The sequence below is a fragment of the Chryseobacterium sp. SC28 genome (assembly GCF_003932955.1).
Classification (GTDB): Bacteria; Bacteroidota; Bacteroidia; order Flavobacteriales; family Weeksellaceae; genus Epilithonimonas.
On the sequence record NZ_QOVY01000002.1, the window covers coordinates 194,051 to 213,712 of the forward strand.

20 protein-coding genes are annotated in these 19,662 nt (G+C 41.4%); 7 read left to right on the plus strand and 13 right to left on the minus strand.

The genetic code is table 11. The annotated features are described in order from the left end of the window. Positions 1-28: 28 nt before the first annotated feature. From DTW91_RS02430 to DTW91_RS02450, 5 genes are all read right to left on the minus strand, one after another. Entirely contained in the window at positions 29-2,152 is a 2,124-nt protein-coding gene (locus tag DTW91_RS02430) for a helix-turn-helix domain-containing protein (RefSeq protein WP_125201822.1), read from the minus strand. Positions 2,153-2,287: 135 nt separating this feature from the next. Next, on the minus strand, positions 2,288-2,842 hold the full coding sequence (ruvC, locus tag DTW91_RS02435; protein WP_125201823.1) for a crossover junction endodeoxyribonuclease RuvC: 555 nt from the start codon (positions 2,840-2,842) through the stop codon (positions 2,288-2,290). 150 nt (positions 2,843-2,992) lie between these two features. Next, on the minus strand, positions 2,993-3,748 hold the full coding sequence (locus DTW91_RS02440) for a dienelactone hydrolase family protein (RefSeq protein WP_125201824.1): 756 nt from the start codon (positions 3,746-3,748) through the stop codon (positions 2,993-2,995). Between the two features lie 129 nt (positions 3,749-3,877). Next, positions 3,878-4,927, minus strand: coding sequence for a ferrochelatase (hemH, locus tag DTW91_RS02445; protein WP_125201825.1), 1,050 nt, complete (start codon positions 4,925-4,927; stop codon positions 3,878-3,880). Between the two features lie 68 nt (positions 4,928-4,995). Continuing rightward, positions 4,996-5,874 carry a NifU family protein gene (locus DTW91_RS02450; protein WP_125201826.1) on the minus strand — a complete coding sequence of 293 codons (879 nt, stop codon included), beginning with the start codon at positions 5,872-5,874 and terminating at the stop codon, positions 4,996-4,998. A 213-nt stretch (positions 5,875-6,087) separates the two neighbouring features. Between DTW91_RS02450 and DTW91_RS02455 the strand changes: the two genes are divergently transcribed. The 3 genes from DTW91_RS02455 (at position 6,088) to DTW91_RS02465 (ending at position 8,853) form a co-directional block, all read left to right on the plus strand. After that, on the plus strand, positions 6,088-6,600 hold the full coding sequence (locus tag DTW91_RS02455; protein WP_125201827.1) for a gamma carbonic anhydrase family protein: 513 nt from the start codon (positions 6,088-6,090) through the stop codon (positions 6,598-6,600). 43 nt (positions 6,601-6,643) lie between these two features. Further along, complete coding sequence (locus tag DTW91_RS02460; RefSeq protein WP_125201828.1) at positions 6,644-7,588, plus strand: YihY/virulence factor BrkB family protein; 945 nt, start codon at positions 6,644-6,646, stop codon at positions 7,586-7,588. Between the two features lie 179 nt (positions 7,589-7,767). Further along, complete coding sequence (locus tag DTW91_RS02465; RefSeq protein WP_125201829.1) at positions 7,768-8,853, plus strand: DUF4407 domain-containing protein; 1,086 nt, start codon at positions 7,768-7,770, stop codon at positions 8,851-8,853. 30 nt (positions 8,854-8,883) lie between these two features. Here the strand turns inward: DTW91_RS02465 and DTW91_RS02470 are convergent, their stop codons facing one another. After that, on the minus strand, positions 8,884-9,231 hold the full coding sequence (locus DTW91_RS02470; protein ID WP_125201830.1) for a hypothetical protein: 348 nt from the start codon (positions 9,229-9,231) through the stop codon (positions 8,884-8,886). Between the two features lie 214 nt (positions 9,232-9,445). Between DTW91_RS02470 and DTW91_RS02475 the strand changes: the two genes are divergently transcribed. The 4 genes from DTW91_RS02475 to DTW91_RS02490 are packed head-to-tail and all read left to right on the plus strand — an operon-like array spanning position 9,446 to position 11,939. Beyond that, the gene (locus DTW91_RS02475) at positions 9,446-10,039 is read left to right on the plus strand and encodes a phage tail protein (RefSeq protein WP_228412620.1); all 594 of its coding nucleotides are present in this window, start codon (positions 9,446-9,448) and stop codon (positions 10,037-10,039) included. 13 nt (positions 10,040-10,052) lie between these two features. Further along, positions 10,053-10,625 carry a phage tail protein gene (locus DTW91_RS02480; protein WP_125201831.1) on the plus strand — a complete coding sequence of 191 codons (573 nt, stop codon included), beginning with the start codon at positions 10,053-10,055 and terminating at the stop codon, positions 10,623-10,625. A 28-nt stretch (positions 10,626-10,653) separates the two neighbouring features. Next, the gene (locus DTW91_RS02485) at positions 10,654-11,235 is read left to right on the plus strand and encodes a phage tail protein (protein ID WP_125201832.1); all 582 of its coding nucleotides are present in this window, start codon (positions 10,654-10,656) and stop codon (positions 11,233-11,235) included. An 11-nt stretch (positions 11,236-11,246) separates the two neighbouring features. Further along, positions 11,247-11,939 carry a T9SS type A sorting domain-containing protein gene (locus DTW91_RS02490; RefSeq protein WP_125201833.1) on the plus strand — a complete coding sequence of 231 codons (693 nt, stop codon included), beginning with the start codon at positions 11,247-11,249 and terminating at the stop codon, positions 11,937-11,939. Between the two features lie 57 nt (positions 11,940-11,996). On the opposite strand, the gene guaB is transcribed toward DTW91_RS02490, so the two are convergent. From guaB to DTW91_RS02525, 7 genes are all read right to left on the minus strand, one after another. Further along, a complete protein-coding gene (guaB, locus tag DTW91_RS02495; protein WP_125201834.1) occupies positions 11,997-13,457 on the minus strand; it encodes an IMP dehydrogenase in 1,461 nt (486 codons plus the stop codon). A gap of 277 nt (positions 13,458-13,734) precedes the next feature. After that, positions 13,735-15,342 (minus strand): hypothetical protein, encoded by a 1,608-nt coding sequence (locus tag DTW91_RS02500; RefSeq protein WP_317126004.1) that lies wholly within the window; start codon positions 15,340-15,342, stop codon positions 13,735-13,737. Between the two features lie 19 nt (positions 15,343-15,361). Beyond that, the gene (locus DTW91_RS02505) at positions 15,362-15,718 is read right to left on the minus strand and encodes a GIY-YIG nuclease family protein (RefSeq protein WP_125201836.1); all 357 of its coding nucleotides are present in this window, start codon (positions 15,716-15,718) and stop codon (positions 15,362-15,364) included. 126 nt (positions 15,719-15,844) lie between these two features. Beyond that, positions 15,845-16,639, minus strand: a complete 795-nt coding sequence (locus DTW91_RS02510) for an SDR family oxidoreductase (RefSeq protein ID WP_125201837.1) — start codon at positions 16,637-16,639, stop codon at positions 15,845-15,847. A gap of 3 nt (positions 16,640-16,642) precedes the next feature. Beyond that, positions 16,643-17,866 (minus strand): 3-phosphoshikimate 1-carboxyvinyltransferase, encoded by a 1,224-nt coding sequence (locus DTW91_RS02515; RefSeq protein WP_125201838.1) that lies wholly within the window; start codon positions 17,864-17,866, stop codon positions 16,643-16,645. A 54-nt stretch (positions 17,867-17,920) separates the two neighbouring features. Then, positions 17,921-18,247, minus strand: a complete 327-nt coding sequence (locus tag DTW91_RS02520) for a nucleotide pyrophosphohydrolase (RefSeq protein WP_125201839.1) — start codon at positions 18,245-18,247, stop codon at positions 17,921-17,923. Beyond that, positions 18,247-19,632, minus strand: coding sequence for a hypothetical protein (locus tag DTW91_RS02525; protein ID WP_125201840.1), 1,386 nt, complete (start codon positions 19,630-19,632; stop codon positions 18,247-18,249). The genes DTW91_RS02520 and DTW91_RS02525 overlap by 1 nt, the downstream gene beginning before the upstream one ends. Positions 19,633-19,662 lie beyond the last annotated feature (30 nt).

Sequence of the window (19,662 nt, forward strand, 5' to 3'; positions counted from 1 at the left end):
GAAAACTACTTATGATTTTGCGATAAAATCACTTCAAATTCAAATAATAATTCCAGATCAAGCGGATCTCGCCGTAATCAAAATCTGCAGGCAGAGCGGCTTTCCAATCGTTGATGTTTTCCTTTGGACTTTGCTTGAAAACTTTTTCGAAAGCCTCAATTTTCTCTTTCGGATAGATTCTCAGCAAATCATTTTTGTCAAGCAAATTCTGTTCGGCATATTTGGATAAATGGCCGAAAATCGTGGAATTGACCAAGCCTCTTTCTCTGGCAATCTCAGAAACAGTTTTCCCATTCTGAAACAGTTGATAAGTCAAAACGTGCGTCGGAACTTTATTGACGGACATTGAAATCACCTTATCTTTTTCTTTGTCAAACAAAGGCGTTTCCAAAAGATGAACGGTCTTCAAATCTTTGAGATAGTCTTCCAAATCGTCCAGCCAAATGCGGAAATCTTCGTTAAAAGCTTTCAGACCTTTCACGCCTTTCGTCTCCGAATAAAAATCCTTTAGCGGCAAAAAAAGCTTCTCATTCACATTCGAGAAAAAGAAATTGACCGCACCTTTTGCTTTAAGTTCAATTTCCGACCATTTCTCTTCGCCTTGCAGGAATTTTTTGGTTTTCTGAACCAAAACTCTTTCCAGTTTTTGATAAATAACAGTCAGATTTTCAATCTCCGATTTTAGACTGAGATAAAGTTTTTGGGATTTATTATGGTCAATGAATTTACTCATTTTCGCAGAGATATTCCAGCTTTCCAGAGATGAAAGAAACCAAACACAGTCTATCCTGCGGAGCACTTTTTGGATGCTGTAATCGTATTTTTCGGTACTGAGGATTTCCTCAATTTTGGCGTTGGCATGCGTCTCATCCTGAAACTTAGAAACCCGTTTGTCACTGAAAATGACTTCGGGCGTGATCTTCGATTTTAGAACAATGCCTTCCAAAGTGCGGCATCGAGACAACGCCACATAAACCTGACCCGACGCAAAGCTTTTCCCCGCATCGATGATCAATCGGTCAAAGGTCAGCCCCTGGCTTTTGTGAATGGTGACCGCCCACGCCAGTCGAATCGGGAATTGTTTGAAGCTTCCCAAAACTTCTTCTTTGATATTCTTTTCGGCGTCCAGGGAATAGCGTTTCTGTTCCCAAGTTTCAGGTTTCAGACTGATTTCTTCGCCGGTTCCTTCCAAAATCACGGAGACCTCGTCATCGTCAAGATGAGAAACCTTTGCCAGTTTGCCATTGTAATATTTCTTTTCGGCAGAGCTGTCGTTTCGGATAAACATAATCTGTGTTCCTACTTTCAGTTCAAGAATTTCGTCATTCGGGTACTGCGTCTCCTTGAACTCTCCAACCACATTGGCATTGTAGAAGTAAGATTTTCCGCCGAGTTCTTTCAGTTTTTTCAGGTTGATGGCGTCTGCCATATTGTTGTGCGAGCAGAGATAAACATAGGCTTCGTCTTTGGCTTCAAAATGGGGCAAATATCGTGAATTGAGCAATTCAAAATCAATATCTTCCGGTATGCCGTTGCGGATGGCGTTGAGGATTTCGAGAAAAGTTTCGTCGGTTTGGCGATAGACTTTCGTCAGTTCTATGGTAATCAATTGGACTTCCTCCAAAGCTTTGGCGTGAAAGAAGAAAGGCGATTGGTAATATTGGGAAAGCACAGGCTCGTCTCTCACCACGGGTGGCAACTGATAGAGATCGCCGATAAACAGCATCTGAACGCCACCGAATTTCTGCTGATTTCTGCGCACGTGCCTCAATGAAAAATCCATCATATCCAGAACATCCGCGCGCAACATCGAGACTTCGTCTATGATAACGATTTCGATTTCCCTCAGCAGTTTGATTTTATCTTTTCGATATTTGAAATGTGCCACGAGATCGGATATATTATTTCCCATATTCTCATCGATTCGCTCAGTTGTCGGCAAGAAAGTCCGCAATGGCAGGCCAAACATAGAATGGATCGTCACGCCACCGGCGTTGATGGCGGCAATTCCCGTTGGAGCCACCACGATGTGTTTTTTTTTGGTTTTTTGGACAAAGTCATTTAGGAAAGTTGTCTTTCCCGTGCCGGCTTTTCCGGTAAGAAAGACACTTCGGTTGGTATGTTCGACAAGCTCAAAAAGGGAATCATTCATCGCTTCAAAAATAAGGAAAAAAGATTCAGGAGACAAGAATCAAGAGACAAGGCGAAAGTAAAAGGAATTGGAGTTTAGAGAGTTCGGCAGTAATAAGGAGATTGAACACCAAAACCAACAGGCATCAACTAACAACTACTTTACCCGGTCCGGATTTTGTTTCAGAAAGCTATCCCAGCCGGAATAAGATTTGTCGGTAGAAATTGTCCCTGAATTGAAATGATGACAAACTGCAACGGCCAATCCATCGGACGCATCCAGATATTTCGTGGGGAATTCCTTCAGTTTCAGAAGGTTTTGAAGCATTCCGGCCACTTGCTCTTTGCTGGCATTTCCGTTTCCCGTGATGGCCATTTTCACTTTTTTCGGCGAATACTCGGTGATTGGAATATTTCTGTGAAGGCTTGCAGCGATGGCCACGCCTTGCGCTCGACCCAGCTTCAGCATACTTTGAACATTTTTACCGTAGAATGGCGCTTCAAGCGCGGTTTCGTCGGGGTTATATTCGTCAATTAAGGCTAAGGTTTTATCGAAGATGACTTTGAGTTTGGTTTCGTGATTTTCATATTTCTTGAGGATCAATTCGTGCATAGCGAGCAGTTCCATCTGGCCCGCTTTCACACTGATGATTCCGAATCCCATAATGGAAGTTCCCGGATCGATTCCTAAAATTATTTTTTCAACTTGCATAATGACAAAAATACGGCAAGATTTTCCAAAAGGACTTTATCAAACTCTATTTTTTATAATCGATATCGATTTTTCATCAAAAATAAACCCCTTTTAAAGCATCTTTAAAAGAGGTTTTTGAATTTGGTAAAAACAGTTTATTTAGTATTTTTATTTGAAAATTTCTGCGAAGAAATCCAACATCGCTTGCCACGATCTTTTGGCTGCTTTTTCGTTGTAAGCCATTCCTGTGCTATTGTCGGTTCCTGCATCTTTGTGTGTAAAGCCGTGAACCGAGTTGCCGTAATAGGTCATTTGCCAATCTGCTTTTGCCTTTCTCATTTCATCCTGAAAAGCTTTGATTTCCGCCTCGGGAGCAAATGGATCGTCGGCGCCGTGCAACACGAGAACTTTCGGAGTAATAGGTTCAATGGTTCGGGCGGCATCTCTTCCCAGTCCGCCGTGGAAGGAAACCACGCCTCTTACTTTCATATTGGTTCGGGCAGCTTCTAGTGCGCCTGTTCCTCCAAAACAATAACCAATCACCGCAATTTTATCCGGATTGGCTCCATTTTTTACCAGCTCATTCAGCGCCAAGCGGATTCTGGTTTGGTATTCCTTGACGTTATTTTTATAATATCCGGCCATTTTTGCGGCTTCATTTTGGTCTTTGGGTCTTTTATCGACGCCATAAATATCGGCTACCAACGTTTTATAGCCCAATTTTGCCAATTCAGCTGCATTTTCCTTGGCATTATTGTCGATTCCCAGCCACGCCGGAAGTAGCAAAACGGCATTTCCGTTGGCTTTTTGTGGGCTGTAGAAAACGCCTTCAAGCTTCTGGCTGCCATCGGCATAAGAAACGGTCTTCTGAGCATTAGCCCCGATCATTGTGAAAGTAAATAAAAGAACTAAGATGTTTTTCATAGGAATACTTTTTAGGTTAAACTTTAATTTTTTTTGTGAGGTTAATTTACTAAGAAAAATATTTTTAATAAAAATATTTGTTAAAATTTTTCTTTAATTTTTTTAGGAATATTGAATTTTTCGGTGTCATCAAAACTCTGCCAGTTTCTCTTCACTCAACTGTTTCACGACATTGATCCAATCTGCCTGTTCATTAAGGCAAGGAATATAATCAAATCTCTCGCCACCGTTGTGAAGAAATATTTCTTTGCCTTCGACAGAGATTTCTTCCAAGGTTTCCAAGCAATCTGAAACAAAAGCAGGGCAAACGATGGCTAATTTTTTGATGCCTTTCTTCGCAAGACCTTCGAGGGTCGCATCGGTATAAGGTTCTATCCATTTATCTTTTCCCAATCGGGATTGGAAGGTGACCAGCACTTTTTCTTTGGGCAAACCCAGTTTTTCACGAACCAATTCGGTCACTTTGTAGCATTGATGCCTGTAGCAAAATTTGTGCGAAGGCAGATTGTCTTTCTGGCAGCAGTTGTCCATACTGCAAGTTTTTGTGGGATCGGTTTTGTAAATATGTCTTTCTGGAACGCCGTGGTAAGAGAATTGGAGCAGGTCGAAGTCTGCCGGCAGTTTCTCGGCAATGCTTTTTGCTAAAGCATCAATGTAAATCTCACGGTCGTAAAAAGGCTGAATGTAATTGATTTTGATATCGGGAAAGAATTTCTGGCGCACTTCTTCTGCTTTGTCAATCACGGTTTCCGTGGTGCTCATTGCATATTGCGGATAAAGCGGAAACAGGGTGATTTGCGTAATGCCCAGATCTACCAACTCCTGAATGCCCGTTTTTATCGAGGGTTCCGCATATCGCATCCCCAAACCAACTGGAACATCTACGATCTTTTGAAGTCTTTGCTGAAGATGCTTTGAGATCACGATCAGGGGCGAGCCTTCCTCCGTCCATACGGTTTTGTAGGCTTCCGCAGATTTTTTGGGGCGCGTTTTCAGGATGATGCCTTGAACCAAAAGCGCACGGAAAATCCATCGATAATCAATCACTTTCTCGTCCATCAGGAACTCGTCCAGATAATCTTTTACATCTTCTACAGAAGTGGATTTAGGCGATCCGAGATTGACTAAGAGGATTCCTTTACGGTTTTTGGTTGTCGGTTTTTGGTTTTTGGTTTCCAAATTTGAAATTTAATTTATGTAAGTTTCAGAAAACTGTCCATTGACAGGCTTCAACGATCTATTAAAGATTATCCATTCACTGCTTCTACATTCTCTACCAGTTCGGGAACGAATTGTTTCAGAATGTTTTGGATGCCGTTTTTCAAGGTGGCGGTAGAAGATGGGCAACCGCTGCAAGCACCTTGGAGGAGCATTTTCGCGGTTTTATTTTCTCTGTCATATTCAATCAAGGAGATTTTTCCGCCGTCGTTTTCTACGGCCGGCGCCACATATTCGTTCAGGATATCATTGATTTTCTGCTCATCATCGGTATATTCTCTATTGATGATTTTCAACATCGGGTTTTCGTGTGTGTGTGGCTCTGCGTTGGAAATAGTTTTCCCGGCTTGCAGAAATTCGGCAATGAAAGATCGAACGCTGTTCATAATTTCGTGCCATTCAAATCGGTCGTCTCTGGTGACTGCAACAAAGTTATCGCTAATATAGACTTCTTTCACATAGTCAAACGCATCGAATAATTCTTTGGCTAAGGGAACGTCCTGCGCTTTTTCACGGGATTTGACCTCGATGAACCCGTCCAAAAGCATCTTGTTGGAAATGAATTTCATAACCGCGGGGTTGGGCGTCATTTCCGAGTAAATCAGATAATGCTCTTTTTTCTTTTGAAGATAAAGCCGAGGGTTGGCCAGAAGTTCGTCTTCAATGATGTTTTTCAGACTTTCGGCGACGTATTCCCATTCTACAGTGTCTTCTTTGGCCACCGCAATAAAATTAGCCGTGATGAAAATCCTGTTGACGAATGGATAATTGAAAAGCTCTTGTGCCAGCGGTATTTCCGAAATATCAGATTCTCTGTCAAGTTCCACAGATCCCGGAATGAGGTTGTAGTCTGTGACGAACTTCATTACCTTTGGGTTCTCGGTAGGTTCTATAATGATTTCTCTCATTTTAATCAATTGAAATACAAAAATATCGTAATTTGGTGGAACAAAAAAGCGGAGGAATCCCAACGTTATGTTATGTTTTGATTATGAACAGATTGCGTGTGTTTGATTTTTTCTATTGGATTGATTCTGCTATTTTTAAATTACTTTCTTGCTAAGATTGCTTAGCATTATTTTTATTTCAGCGAGCATTTTAAATTATCAAAAATAAATAATATGGCACTTATTAAAGAACTTTTAGGAAAAACGCCCCAAATGGGTAAAAATGTTTTTGTGGCGGAAACTGCCGTTATCATTGGCGATGTCACGATGGGCGACGACTGCAGCATCTGGTACAACGCCGTTCTCCGAGGCGATGTCAATTCCATAAAAATGGGAAATAAAGTGAATGTTCAGGACAATGTGATGATCCACTGCACGTACCAAAAAAGCACGACAAACATTGGGAATAATGTCTCTATCGGGCACAATGCCATTGTCCACGGCTGCACCATCAAAGATAATGTGCTGATAGGAATGGGCGCTATCGTGATGGACGATACCGTGGTGGAAAGCGATTCTATTGTGGCGGCTGGCGCAGTCGTCACGGCTAATTCAATCATTCGAAAAGGCGAGATCTGGGCTGGCGTTCCTGCAAGAAAGGTGAAGGAGGTTTCACAAATTTTATTGGACGGCGAAATCGAAAGGATCGTAAATAATTATTTGAAATACGCCGACTGGTACAAATAAGGCGCAGATTGGTACAATCATTGAATTTTCCGAAGAAATTTCAATAATGACCAAACTAAAATCTTTTTGGGAAGTTCTGCGAGATACTTTTAAGGAATGGAGTTCGTCTTCTGCGTCCAAAGACAGTGCAAGCATGGCTTACAACGCCATTTTTGCGCTACCCGGATTGCTGATAATTATCATCTGGACAGCCGGACATTTTTATGGTCAAGAGGCCGTGAATGGGGAAATAGTACGGCAGATCCAAGGCGTAATGGGCTACGACACAGCAAAAACCATTCAAGATATTATTGCCAGCGCGATGATCGACAAACAGAATTTTTGGATGAAAGCATTGGGCGTTGCCACCTTGATTTTTGGAGCTACCAGTTTGTTTTTTCAAATGCAAACCACGCTTAACAACCTTTGGGATGTAGAAGCGGCTCCGAAAAAAGCTTGGCAAAAGTTCATTATAGATCGTGCCAATTCCTTGGGAATGATTCTTATTATTGCATTTTTGCTTTTAATCAGTATGGTTTTATCTTCCCTAATTGGGCTCGCCAACCAATTGATTACCAAGTATTTTGGTATGGAGACCTATGTTCTCATCCAAAGCAGTAATTTCATTTTAGGATTTATTGTGATTACCGTTCTCTTCGCCATTATGTTCAAAGTTTTGCCGGACGTGGAGATTCAATGGAAGTCGGTGTGGATTGGCGCAGTGGTAACCGCATTACTGTTTAATATCGGCAAGATGCTGATAAGTTTTTATTTCGATGTTTCAAAGCCTACTTCAGTTTTCGGCGCTGCCGGCACCGTGATTTTATTGATGATGTGGATCAATTATTCCTGCCAGTTGATATTTTTCGGAGCCGAATTTACAAAAGTCTATGCTGCCAAAAAGGGTCATAAAATCGTCCCGTCAAGACATGCCAAATGGAGCGAAGAAAAACTTTACAGAGAAGCCGAAGCTCTGAAACTACGCGGTAATATCCAGAATTTATCATGATCGTTTTGTAGGTTTTCGCAATTGCAATCTCCGCGCAACTACGGTTAAAGTCTTACCGGAGTGCGTTTTTTGTTTTAATTTAATATTTCCAGAACTATAAAAATTTATTATTAGGTTTTGCCTAATACTATTTGTAACAATTTATCGTTTAAGATTACATATTTTCATAATCCCTCAAAATGAAAAAAAACACCCCTTCAATTCGTATAAATTGGTTTCAATATTTTCTAATGCTCTGTTCCGGAGGAAATATTCATTTATTGAAAAGGTCACCCAGCGAATGGAACAAATTTGCGGGCATCGGCGGCATCGTTCTTTTCACGGCTATTTTCGCAACGCTTTCTGCGGGATACGCGATGTTCACGGTTTTTGACAATCTGTGGACGGCTGTCGGATTTGCAATTCTTTGGGGATTGATGATTTTCAACTTGGATAGATACATCGTCTCATCCATCAAAAAAACCGGAACGTGGTGGAATCAAATTCTGATGACCATTCCACGACTAATTCTTGCGACATTTCTGGGCATCATCATTTCCAAACCCTTGGAGCTGAAAATTTTTGAAAAAGAAGTCAACAAACAACTGAATACGATCATTCAGAGAAACAAGAAACAGCTGCAGACAGAAATGAGCGGGCGAATTCTGCAACAAGCAGGTCCGTTTGACCAAGAGAAAAAGCAGATTCAAAATCAAATCAAGAATTATCAGATGGCTTATGATTCGGCATCGGTCGAATTAGAAAAAGAAATTCTTGGGAAGCAATCCGGCTTGACCAGTGGAAAAGTGGGTTTTGGGACCAATGCAAAGCGAAAAGCCGAACTGAAGGAGCAGAAACGCCTCGATCTGGAAAATTATCAGAAGCAACAGCAAGCAAGATTACAATATTTGGATCGCGAAATCTCAAAAGTCTACACCAATCTGGAAACCGAGCGGAAGTCCACCGAAACTTTTGAGGACAAATTCAATGGTTTTGCCGCTCGATTGCAGGCTTTGGACGAGCTGGGAGATAATTCTGCCATCATCGCATTGGCCGCCAGTTTCATAATGGGACTTTTTATCTGTCTGGAGATTTCGCCCGTTTTGATCAAGCTCATCTCAGCCGTGGGTCCTTACGATTATCTTTTGGAAAAAACCGAGAACGATTTCCGATTGTATTCCAAAGAAAAAATTGCCAAAGGAAATCTTCAGACCGATTACCGGATTAGCGATTTTAAAGACGACTTGGAAACCAAGCAAAGAACGAAACACAACAATGATTTATGAAAAAACTTCCAAATTTGGAAGTTTCGTTTTTTATTTCAAATCACCAACCATAAAAGGCTGCTCGGCATCCTCGCTATAATCCCGAACAAATCCTATTTCTTTAGATTGACCAATCTCAGATTTCGAAGAACCGGAAAATCCATCCCCAAAATCGATGCTGAAATCGATATAACTCAGTCGGTTCTTGGTAAATTTGATCTTATTGAAAACCAAAATAATGTTTTTTTCTTTCAGGTTTTTCTGCAAACTCACGAGGTCTTTTTTCGTCATATCTTTATTGAAAACCACGGCTATGACTTTCTTATGGGTTGTAAAAGACATCATCCCAAAAAAGAACAACGATAAGAATATGATGGATAAAATTGAGTGTTTTTTCACTATGTATAACTGAGTGCCAAATTTACGAATTCTTTACCGAATTATAAATAATTTTTTTAATAGAATCTCTTGCCAAAAAGCATACGGGTTGCAGACCAAAATACAGAAGCAAAAATTGTTTAACAAAGAGTTTGATATTGGGGTAATTTATTCAAAATCAAAAAAATAAGTTGTACCGAATTGTTTTTTTATTACATTTGGGAAAAATAAAATCATGAAAAAACCAGGCTTAATGGCAATCGCTATTTTAGGATTTTCTTCCGCCTGTAATCTGAAGGCTCAATCCCAATATGTGGGACAGATTATGTTTGTTCCTTATAGCTACGCACCTGTGGGTTGGCACGACTGTGATGGCGCCCTATTACAGATTTCGGAATACGAAACATTGTTTACTTTAATCGGAACCACGTACGGAGGCGATGGACAAACGACATTTGCCCTCCCAAATGCCAAAGGAAGAGTCATCATCGATGATGGTCTTAGTTCGGGATCAAACAACTATGTACTGGGCCAGACGGGCGGTGTAGAAAGCGTTACGCTCGCAACGAATCAATTGCCGGTACATACTCATCAAGCGATGAGCAGCAATAATGCCGGAAATCGCAATATTCCTACTAACAGTGTGCCGGCAAACACCAAGACTTTGGACAAGGAATATTCCAATTTGGTCTCTGCCGGCGACAAGGTGACGATGAAGCCCGGCATGCTAAGTTCGTCAGGCGGTAACCAAGCGCATAACAATATGATGCCAACCTTGGCACTGAAATGCGTCATTGCCCTCGAAGGCGTATATCCAACTCCTAACTAATAACAATCTAACTATGAAAAAACTTAAAATACCTGCATTAGTTACTTTGCTATTGCTTTCTCTAAAATTGTCGGGACAAGGATCGGAACCTTATATTGGGCAAATTATGTGGGTGCCTTATAACTTTGTTCCCAAAAATTGGGCAGCTTGCAACGGTCAACTACTGGCCATCCAACAAAATCCCGCTCTGTTTTCTCTAATAGGAACACGGTTTGGAGGTAATGGTTCTACTAATTTTGCATTGCCCGATATGCGCGGCAGAACCATTATGGGCGCAAGTGAAAATTACCCGGTGGGAAGCCTCAACGGCAGCGAAACAGTCACCCTACTGCTATCAGAGATGCCGGCTCATACACACCCCGTCACCGCGATCAAAGTTGAAGGCAATCAAAATGTGCCAAGCGGTAATTTCTTTGCAGATACGAAAGCAGGCGATCCCGAATATTCGGATGCTGTTGCTAATACAACGATGAACCCTACTATGCTGACTCCCTCCGGAGGTGGAGTGCCGCATAATAATATGCAACCTTACGGAACTTTGAAGTGCATTATATCCTTGTCCGGAATCTATCCTACAAGACCATAAATAACCTATAAATTAGCAATTGAACCTTATGAAAAAATATACTCTTTTACTGTTTATCGTCATAGGAATGATTCCCAATAAACTAAAATCGCAAGCCTTCGGCGAGGCCTTTATTGGTCAGATATTGTATGTCTCTTTCAATTACGCTCCAAAGAATTGGGCGGAGTGCAACGGACAGCTGATGAGCATCAGCCAAAATCCTGCTTTATTTTCACTCTTGGGAACTACCTATGGTGGCGATGGCATAAACACATTTGCGTTGCCAAAGATTCAAAGCCGTGTGCTGATCAGTGATAATACCACCCATCCGCTCGGGCAATATGGCGGAGAAGAAGCTCACGCGTTGACTATCAGTGAGATGCCAGCGCATACCCATTTCGTAAATGCGACAACAACTCCGGGCAACAAGAATTCTCCCGCCAATAACCTGCCTGCTGACACCAAAGTCTTGGACAAAGAATATGCAGACATAACCATTGGAAATCTTAACACTATGAATGGAGAAATGGTGGGCAACGCCGGAGGCTCCCAGCCACATACCAATATGCAGCCTTACATCACTTTTAAATGCATCATTGCACTTCAAGGAATTTATCCATCAGTAAACTAATAAGATTAAATATGAAAACATTTTACTTACTTCTAATGATCGGATTAGGAATCAACGCAGCTTCTGCTCAGAACATCACCTTCAACGGATGCCATAATTTATTTGATGATCAAAATTATGTGTTAATAAATACAGGTACAGACACATTCAATAAGAAAATCTATATCACAACCCCAGTAGATGGCAACCAAGCTTGCGGAGGTCTGGGAACTTGCGAATTCAAAATCCAGTGGAATAACACACTTACCCGCTGGGAATTCCTCGCCGATTCCGGCAATGGCGATTTTGTAGATCCTTATCTGATTTTTTATAACTCAACCGGCAATAATGCTGCTACCAATCCGCCGAGCAATTCTGTAGGAACTTGGGTAGAGAATACGGCTGTGACTGAAAATGCGTGTGGCGGTAATCTCAGTCCATCCAATTCCACGATGACCGGCGACGTTCACAATTCTACATTGGCGGTAAACGATTTGTCCTCAGGCAAAATCCAGCTGTTCCCGAATCCTGTGGCAGATTTTATCACCATTCAGGGCGTGGAGGAAGCCCGAAATGTGGTCATCACCAATGCAGTGGGACAACAAGTTTTAAAAACAGATTTTAAAAATCAACTCAACGTTTCCCAACTTCAAAAAGGAATTTATTTCTTGAAAATATTTGATTCAAAAGGAAAAACATACAATTTGAAATTCATCAAAAAGTAAAATATCATCCCAAAAAAAGAGAAGGCTACAAATTTTGCAGCCTTTTTTAATTTGATTTTACAATGAATAATTCGGAGCTTCCTGCGTGATGATGACATCGTGCGGATGAGATTCCTTCAAACCATTTCCGGTGATGATGACCATTTTGGTTTCCTTCTGCAACGCTTCTATGTCTTTTGCGCCGCAATAACCCATACCGGCTCGCAATCCGCCCGTCAGTTGAAAAATCACATCTTCCAGTTTCCCTTTGTGCGGCACTCGGCCTTCGATGCCTTCCGGGACAAATTTCTTCGCTTCGCTCTGGAAATATCGTTCTTTGCCGCCACGTTTCATCGCAGACAGGCTTCCCATTCCCTGATACGATTTGAATTTTCTCCCTTGAAAGATAATCTCTTCTCCCGGTGCTTCATCCGTTCCAGCGAGAAGCGACCCCAGCATCACGGCTCCGGCACCGCTCGCTATTGCTTTTACAATATCACCCGAAAGTTTGATGCCGCCATCTGCAATCACGGCAACGTTTTTCTTTTTGGCAAATTCATAGACATTATAGATGGCCGAAAGCTGCGGAACACCTACGCCCGCAACCACTCTCGTGGTGCAGATGGAGCCTGGACCAACGCCCACTTTCAAAACATTGGCGCCGGCTTTGATGAGGTCTCTTGCCGCTTCAGCAGTTACGATATTCCCGCCAACGATGTCCAGATCCGGAAAAGCTGTTCGGATTTCGGCTATTTTTTCCAACACGCCCTTGGAATGGCCGTGCGCCGAATCTATCGCGACAATGTCCACGCCGGATTTCACCAAAGCGGAGATTCTTTCCATCGTTTCCTCGCCCACGCCCACGCCGGCACCCACGATCAGTCTTCCGTTTTTATCTTTGTTGGCATTGGGATATTCGAGTTGATTATCGATGTCTTTAATCGTAATGAGGCCGACCAATCTGTTTTTATTATCGACGATCGGGAGTTTCTCGATTCTGTTTTTAAGCAGAATTTCCTTGGCTGTTTCCAGATTGGTGGTTTTGTCAGATGTGATGAGGTTTTCTTTGGTCATAATGTCCTCTACTTTCACTTCCAGATCTTGTTGGTATTTCACATCCCGGTTGGTAATGATTCCGATGAGATAGTTGTTTTTATCCACCACAGGAAGGCCGGAGATCTTGTATTCGGCCATCAACGCTTTGGCCTCGGCGATGGTGTGGTCTTTGGAAAGCGTTACGGGATCGGCGATCATTCCGTTTTCGGAACGTTTCACGGTATTGACCTGAGCGGCTTGCTCGGCAATGGTCATATTTTTATGAATGAATCCAAGACCACCAACTCTGGCAAGGGCGATAGCCATTGCTGCTTCGGTAACGGTGTCCATCGCTGCGGAAACTATGGGAACGTTGAGCGAAATCTTGTCGGTAAGTCTGGATTTGAGGGAAACTTGGTTGGGTAGAACTTCTGAATAAGAAGGAATTAGAAGCACATCATCGAAAGTGATGGCTGTCTCTACAATTTTGTTATGAATAGACATCTCTACTTTCTTTGCAAAATTAAGCTATTTTTATGAAATCCGAAAATGCTGGTTTTGATTTGATAAATAATTAATATTTGGGCAAATGTTAAGCGGTTGTAGAAACCCATAGCCCTGATGGCAGCGGAAATCCTTTTTTGTGAGAGGCTATGACGAACAAAAAAGATTGCAGCGGACAGCAGGTTCCCGGCTTCTGCAAATTATAAATTATAAATTATAAATTATAAATGATGAATGATGAATGATGAATGATGACTGCGCTACAAGCTGTCATTGATCAGAAACGGCTGAGAATTCCCCAATGGATTTTTATTTCGTTGAATTTGAAGGGGTTACCAAACTGATTCCCGTTAGAAATCTGAAAACTCATCAAACCGATCGGCAGAAAAAAGTTGAAACCCAATCCCAAACTGTAGAGTTTCGGCGAGATTCCCAGAGATTTGTTGGACATTTGACCATATTGCGCAAAAAGGTCGAAAAACGCTTGATCATTCACCAAGTACCGATATTCTGCTCCGGCAAAAGCGTAGAAATTGCTGATGAGACTCTGCTCGTTGAAACCGCGCATCGAGTTCCAGCCGCCAAACCGAAAAAGTTCGTTTGTTGATAGTTCATTCTTTGCACTGAGCAATGCCGACTCTGCTTTGACGTTGAGAAAGTGATTGCCAGATAGGTTGAAATTGTGCTCTGCAAAAAGGAAATAGCGAATTTGGTCAAATTTTTCCTGCGTTGCGTCGTAGGTTGTTTTCAGAAAATCGGCTTCGATGCGGATGTTGCTTTTGTTGATAAACAGCGGAATGTCGGTGCCTTCCTGAAATTGATACCAAAGCCCGATCCCTTTCTTGCTGTAATCGCGCCCGCTGGTGTACAGCGAATCCAAAATGGCAGACGACTCCAAAGTGCCTTTGATACCCAGTTTCTGCTTCGGCGAAAGGTGGTAATAGACGGCCGGTAGAAATTTGACATTTGCGAATGTAGAATCTTGGCGGAAAATATTGACGTTCACATTCAAACCCACATTGCTCCCAAATGTGTAGGGAATATCCGTCTGAAGATCAAAGGTTTGGCCTTTGTCGGGATTTCTCTGCCAATATATGCCAATGCTTTCGAAGCCGTTGAACATATTTTTGAGCTGAACATTCAGCGTTCCGTTGACGGTGAATTTTTCGGTTTTGTCGTTTCCGAAGCCGATGATGCCGTCAAAAGTGTTGGTTTTTTTCTTTTGCATAAAGAGGAAGACCTGAGTCGAATCTCGGGTGAACAAAGTTTGTGGTGGCTTTTCCAGCGTTATGAATTGGTGATTTTGCAAAGCCTGATTCATAGACACCAGATTCTTGTCGTCATAAGTTGTGTGAAGATATTCTTTGTTTAAGTTTTTAACGAATTGTTTCGGCAAGCGCGTGTAACCTTTGTAAACGATGGCGTCTATTTTCCGTTGGGAAGCAGTAATCACCGAGATTTTGACCGTCGGGAATCCATTTTCCATTTTTTGAAATTTGGTTTTCACGCGGTTGAAGGCAAAACCTTTGTCCCGATATTTCTGATTGATGTTTTTCCTGAGAGAATCGAGGTTTTTCGTGAAAATTTCATTTTTTGGAAGTTTCAATTCAGAAACCAAAGAGTCCGAAAATTTGACATGGGCTTTATTGAAATTCGGCCCTTTGTCGTAATAGATTTCGGTGCGGTTTTCTATTTTTTTGACTTCTTTCAGTTGTGTAAAAAAATAGGAATTTTCCGTCAAAGAATCGAGAAACTTGACTGCTTTTGCGGAGTCGGAGACGATTTTTTTCGCATTCGTTTCTTTGTCGATCAGCCAATATTCTTTTTTCTGTGCGCTGGAGAAAAAAGAAATTAAGAAAGCTAATATGAATAGAAAGCGGTACAATTTCAATTTAAATTTAATTTCAGAGTGAATTGTTTGAGTTGTCAGGCTCAGCGGAGTCGTAGCCTTTGTCGATATTATCGGAATGACTGCTATTTTTACAGACAGACAATTCTTTTAGTTTCTCCCAATTATCATTGATGATTGCCTCTTTTTTCTTTCTACTCCAACCTTTTACTTGCTTTTCAAAAGAAATTGCTTGCTCTATTTCATTAAATTCATTGTAAAAAACCAATCGAACGGGTCTTCTATTGTGAGTGTAGCTTTTAGGAAAATGGCCTGAGTGATGTTTTATCAATCGAGATTCCAAGTTGCTTGTAACTCCTGTATAATAAGAGCTGTCGCAACATTTTAATATGTAAACATAGTATTGATTCATCTTGTGGAAAGCACTTCGACTCCGCTCAGTGTGACATCTCTAATACTGAATGTTTTTAATGTTGATGATGTCAGTCTCAGCGGAGTCGAAGACCTTACTCGTTCTTAGTTATAACTAAAACCGAAGTTAATCCATTTTATTATACTTCTTCATCAGATTCTCATAGGTGTTCTGCGGCAGAATCCATTTGAGCGGAACGCCGATTTTCTGCCCGAATTCCCCAAAATAGTAATGTGCTTTCCAATTGGATTTCCTCAAAAGTTTATCAATATAAACGGCAACTTCCCGTGCGTCGGTTCCTTTGTCCACGTGGGAATTCATCAAAGCATAAACTTTGTCGAAAACTTTTTGATAAGCTTCAGAAACTTTGCTTTTGACCCTGTTTTCTGCAATATTGGTTTTGATATCGCCTAAATGGAGCGAGCAAACTTGGATATTCCAAGGATAAACTTCGTAACGCATAGCCTCTGTCACCTTGTCCAAAGCAGCTTTGGATGCAGAATAAAATCCACGAAATGGCAAGCCCATTTCGGATCCGATGCTGGAAATATTAATGATTTTGCCAGATTTCTGTTCTCTCATTTTGGGCAAAACAGCCGTCATCATCTGCACAGAGCCTATGAGATTGAGATTGAACAATTTTGTAATATCTTCTTTAGTAGAATCTTCAACCGCTCCAACCATTCCCATTCCGGCGTTGTTGATGAGGACATCAATTCGTGTTTCTGTTTTCATGATTTCAGAAATCGCGTTATCTATTTGGTCTTTTTCGGTAATATCTGTTGGAATCGAGACGAAAAAACCCGAACTTACAGATTTTCTGCTCAATCCATAAACCTTGTTTCCTTTCTTCCCGAAATATTCTGCGAGCGCAAAGCCGATTCCGGATGAAGTGCCTGTGATGATGATGGTTTTAGACATTTTTTATTCAGTTTCTTGCGTAACGGTTGCAAAATCCTCCCAAAACTCGGGATAAGATTTCTCGACAACATCTTCGTTCTCGATATTCAGTTCTTTGATTAAGGCAAACGGGGCAAAAGCCATCGCCATCCTGTGATCGTTGTAAGTGGAGATCGAAATGTTTTCTTCCGGTTTTACAAATTCAGAAGATTCTATTTTATCTTCCGTGATATTGGTTTTTGCCCCGATTTTCACTAATTCTTTTTGAAGCGCTACCAATCGGTCGGTTTCCTTTACTTTCAACGTATGAAGTCCTGTGATTTCGAAAGGGATTTTCAACGCTGTTGCCGTTACACAAAGTGTTTGAGCGATGTCGGGGCAATCGTTCATGTTCACTGTGATGAATTCTGGAAATTCAAAAGCGGGTTCCGGCAAAAGCGAAATCGAGTTTTCGGCATAGTCCGAGACGGTGTTGATTCCGAAATATTTCCAATACAGTTCCTTGATGACGCTGTCGCCTTGCAAAGAAAGGGTGTGATAGCTTTTCAGCGTTATTGATTTTCTGCCGATTGCGGCCAACGAATAGAAGTACGATGCCGATGACCAGTCGCTTTCCACTTCATAATGCTCGATTCTGAAATTGTCGGAATGTGGTAATATTTCTATTTTATTTTCTGTGAAATGGGATTTGATTCCGATTTCGTTAAGGATTTTCAAAGTCATTTCGAGATAAGGTCGCGATGTGATTTCGCCTTCCAATTCCAAGGTCAGGCCGTTTTCCAATTTTCCTCCGATTAATATTAACGAAGTTAAAAATTGGCTGGAAACCTCGGCTGAGATTTTTACATTGTTTCGTTCCAACTTTTTTCCAATAATTTGCAACGGTGGAAAACCATCTTTTTCAAGATAAGTGATGTCAGCCCCAAGAGATCGAAGTGCATCTACCAAAGGCTTAATCGGCCTGTTTTTCATTCTGTCAGAACCTGTCAAAATGGTTTTTCTGCCTTCGAAAATCGAATAATAGGAAGTCAAAAATCGCATGGCCGTCCCCGCGTGATGAATATCAATAATTTCGGAATCCGATTCCAAGGCTTTTTTGAGCAAAGTGGTGTCTTGGGAATTGGAAAGATTTAGGATGTCGATGTTTCCGAAGAGTTTGCTCAAAATCAAAAGACGGTTCGAAATGCTTTTCGAACCGGTAATTTGGATTTGTTGGTTGTCAATTAATTGCGCTTTTTTTAGATGCATATATTATTTTCCTCACCCTAAATCCCTCTCCCACGGAGAGGGATTTCAAGTATTTTATTTCAATTTTTCGTTATTTTGATGCCGGTCTTTATCTCTGTCTGTTTTCACTTTCATTTTTTTGTCGAAAGCAGTTTGCAGATTGGTTCCGGTTTGGTTGGCCAAGCAAAGTGTTACAAAAAGAACATCGGCCAATTCTTCGCCCAAATCTTTGGATTTATCGGATTCTTTTTCAGATTGTTCGCCGTATCTTCTGGCGATGATTCTGGCCACTTCGCCTACTTCCTCGGTGAGAATTGCCATATTCGTCAGTTCATCGAAATAGCGGACGCCGATGGTTTTGATCCATTCATCAACCTGATTTTGTGATGCTGTGATTTCCATTATTCGTACGCGCCTAACGTTGCAGGATACATTCTTGTAATGCCCGCTATATCCTTGATTGTAAAAATATTACTAGGCAACTGTGTCCCTTTACCCATTGCCGGCGAGCCAGCCTTCACTCTCAAATTCATTTTTTGGGTAAAATAATTTTGGAATTTTGGATCTTCGTTAAAGATGTTCTGCCCGGAAAAAATGATTCCGGCTCTTTCATTTTGTTTTAATAAAACATTCGTGAAATTGCGCACAAACGAGCCACCATCCATACTTTTATAAGAGATCATATCCGTTGTATCGCCGTAGATGATAGAATTATTCACATTGAGAATGGGATTTCCTGTAATGAGTTCCTCTCCGTTTTGATAGAGGTTACTCGCGAAGATTCCCACTGCCGACATCGATGGATTCAGATCCCAGTAGTTGGCAATCGTGGCGTAATTCAGCGTATAAGTTCCGCCTCCGGTTACGGCCAGATCGGCTTCTCCACAGTTATTCATTACCAAATTATTCGCGGTAAGATTTGCCGCAATGCCGTAGATTCCCACGTTTTGAAAAGTATGGATGATGGTATTGTTAATGGTTGCCGAATTTTTTTTCAGTTGAAGACCAACATTTCCACCGTAAATTTTGGCATAATTCATATTGAGAACTGTCGCCTCATCCATAGTAATGCCGTTCCAATTGGCGGGCAAAGTGTCGTATTTGGTATCGCTTCTGTCGCCTCGGAAGATGACTTCTTCTCCCAATTCGCCGTACACAGTCAGTTTAGAATTTTTCTCAAAATTCATTCCGCTGTTTTTTCGGAAATAGACTTTCGTCCCTTTTTCCATCGTCAAAGTTTTTCCTTCTGCAATATTCAGGTTACCGAAAATCACTTTCACTTTGTCTTTTGTCCAAGTGGTGTTATCATTAATGGATACAGGGTTTTCTCCCGTTTGGATAAAATATTCGGCATCCTGAACAACCGAAAAGAGCGTCACTTTTTGTTCGCCGGCCGGGGTGTTGAAAACCACTTTATCTTCGGCAATCGCTTCCGGAGCATTGGCCACAGGTGAGATTTCTACAAAAACGAACAGGCTGTCTTTGCTTCTCAGCGGCACATTTTCGAAGCTGATTCCTGCTTTTCCATCCACATTGATTCTGTAAAGCGAACTGCTTCCACCTTCCAATGCAATTCTTGGAATCAAAACATCTTTATCTTCATTGTTATAAACCTTCACGGCGTAAGTTTCGCTGCGCATTTGGTTGTAAACGGTGTCGCAAAAAACGGTGTCTGTGGAGAATCTCAATAATTGAGTGGGCGATTCAAACGATATATCATCGCGATTACAGCCTGCTAAAAGCAAAAGTGACCAAAATGCAATGCCAAAGAATATTTTAATTTTCATCTGTTTTTCATTTAATTTTTTAAGTCAGAT

What these genes read in the sequence shown, in the direction of transcription:
- ruvC (WP_125201823.1), bottom strand. Translation starts at nt 2,842, where the DNA reads ATGCAAGTTGAAAAAATAATTTTAGGAATCGATCCGGGAACTTCCATT.
- DTW91_RS02520 (WP_125201839.1), bottom strand. Translation starts at nt 18,247, where the DNA reads ATGGAAATCACAGCATCACAAAATCAGGTTGATGAATGGATCAAAACC.
- DTW91_RS02455 (WP_125201827.1), top strand. Translation starts at nt 6,088, where the DNA reads ATGGCACTTATTAAAGAACTTTTAGGAAAAACGCCCCAAATGGGTAAA.
- DTW91_RS02525 (WP_125201840.1), bottom strand. Translation starts at nt 19,632, where the DNA reads ATGAAAATTAAAATATTCTTTGGCATTGCATTTTGGTCACTTTTGCTT.
- DTW91_RS02475 (WP_228412620.1), top strand. Translation starts at nt 9,446, where the DNA reads ATGAAAAAACCAGGCTTAATGGCAATCGCTATTTTAGGATTTTCTTCC.
- DTW91_RS02510 (WP_125201837.1), bottom strand. Translation starts at nt 16,639, where the DNA reads ATGTCTAAAACCATCATCATCACAGGCACTTCATCCGGAATCGGCTTT.
- DTW91_RS02440 (WP_125201824.1), bottom strand. Translation starts at nt 3,748, where the DNA reads ATGAAAAACATCTTAGTTCTTTTATTTACTTTCACAATGATCGGGGCT.
- DTW91_RS02465 (WP_125201829.1), top strand. Translation starts at nt 7,768, where the DNA reads ATGAAAAAAAACACCCCTTCAATTCGTATAAATTGGTTTCAATATTTT.
- DTW91_RS02505 (WP_125201836.1), bottom strand. Translation starts at nt 15,718, where the DNA reads ATGAATCAATACTATGTTTACATATTAAAATGTTGCGACAGCTCTTAT.
- DTW91_RS02515 (WP_125201838.1), bottom strand. Translation starts at nt 17,866, where the DNA reads ATGCATCTAAAAAAAGCGCAATTAATTGACAACCAACAAATCCAAATT.
- guaB (WP_125201834.1), bottom strand. Translation starts at nt 13,457, where the DNA reads ATGTCTATTCATAACAAAATTGTAGAGACAGCCATCACTTTCGATGAT.
- DTW91_RS02490 (WP_125201833.1), top strand. Translation starts at nt 11,247, where the DNA reads ATGAAAACATTTTACTTACTTCTAATGATCGGATTAGGAATCAACGCA.
- DTW91_RS02480 (WP_125201831.1), top strand. Translation starts at nt 10,053, where the DNA reads ATGAAAAAACTTAAAATACCTGCATTAGTTACTTTGCTATTGCTTTCT.
- DTW91_RS02485 (WP_125201832.1), top strand. Translation starts at nt 10,654, where the DNA reads ATGAAAAAATATACTCTTTTACTGTTTATCGTCATAGGAATGATTCCC.
- DTW91_RS02450 (WP_125201826.1), bottom strand. Translation starts at nt 5,874, where the DNA reads ATGAGAGAAATCATTATAGAACCTACCGAGAACCCAAAGGTAATGAAG.
- DTW91_RS02430 (WP_125201822.1), bottom strand. Translation starts at nt 2,152, where the DNA reads ATGAATGATTCCCTTTTTGAGCTTGTCGAACATACCAACCGAAGTGTC.